1 protein-coding gene is annotated in these 960 nt (G+C 45.8%); it reads right to left on the minus strand.

Annotated elements, in window-relative coordinates; all coding sequences use genetic code 11:
- Positions 1 to 822, minus strand: an 822-nt coding sequence (locus tag A3763_RS24395; protein WP_156495311.1) for a hypothetical protein, incomplete at its 3' end; no start/stop codon positions are given.
- Positions 823 to 960: the final 138 nt, after the last annotated feature.

Below are 960 nucleotides of genomic sequence, written 5' to 3' on the forward strand. Positions count from 1 at the left end.
TGCTTGCGCTAATGCTATTTTGTTCAAGGTTTTGAGGTTTTGGAGTTGCTCGAGTATTTGTTGTTTGTTGGTGGTGTTACTGAGCTGTGACTCCATGAAAAGACCGCTGTGTTTTAAGGCGTTTCTAATTGTGTCAGGAGAGCTTAGAGTGTCGCCTTGACGGCTGGCTTGAGAGATCTGCTCTGCGTGAGGAAGAGATTTGATCAGTGTTGCGATGCTTTCTAGCGCAACTTTTCGAGTAAGCGGCGATGAGCCTTGTGTAGGGGAGAGCTGGGTTTGTTGAGCGCTGGCTATCTTTGTTTGATTTTGAGAAATGGGCGGCGTTTGCGAAGTCGCTTTACTCATCTCATTCAGGGCAGCGAAGCCGGTACCAAGAGACAGTTGCTTCGGTAGCAGTTTTGCTAAGGTGCCTAATAGTATTTCGGTATTGATGCTGCCTTTGTCTGCTGGGATTTGAGCTGTGCTTCTATTAGTCGGACTGACAAGGATCAAAGCCTTGCTCTGTTTTGTTGATGAGCTTTCAAGCTTGACTAATAGCGTCTGACCTATCTCTAAAGGAATGCTGCTGGTGGTTGTGACAAGTTTGCCATTAATATTGAGTAGCCATTCTTTACTGCTGTGAGTGTTTACTGTGGCTGCTTTTCCTTCGATTACCGGCTGTTCCTGGTTAGTTTTGGGGGGGGGTGCCTGAACAGTTGCCTGGTATTGCTTACCGGGTACCAGTTTAAGCTCTTCAATGCTGGTAATTTGTGATCTAGAAAGAGTGCTTGTACCTTTGCTGACGACCTCTGGCGTTGACGGTGGTTTTGGTGTGATGTCCATGACGTTGCTGTATCCCAGGTGCTGCCAGAATAAATCTCGATTGGGACAGGGTTTTATTGTGAACAGGCTCCCAATCAAGACGCTTATAGATTATTTCACAGATTATCCCAGATATAATGGAGACGCAAAAAATAGAAT

The organism is Oleiphilus sp. HI0128 (assembly GCF_001635365.1).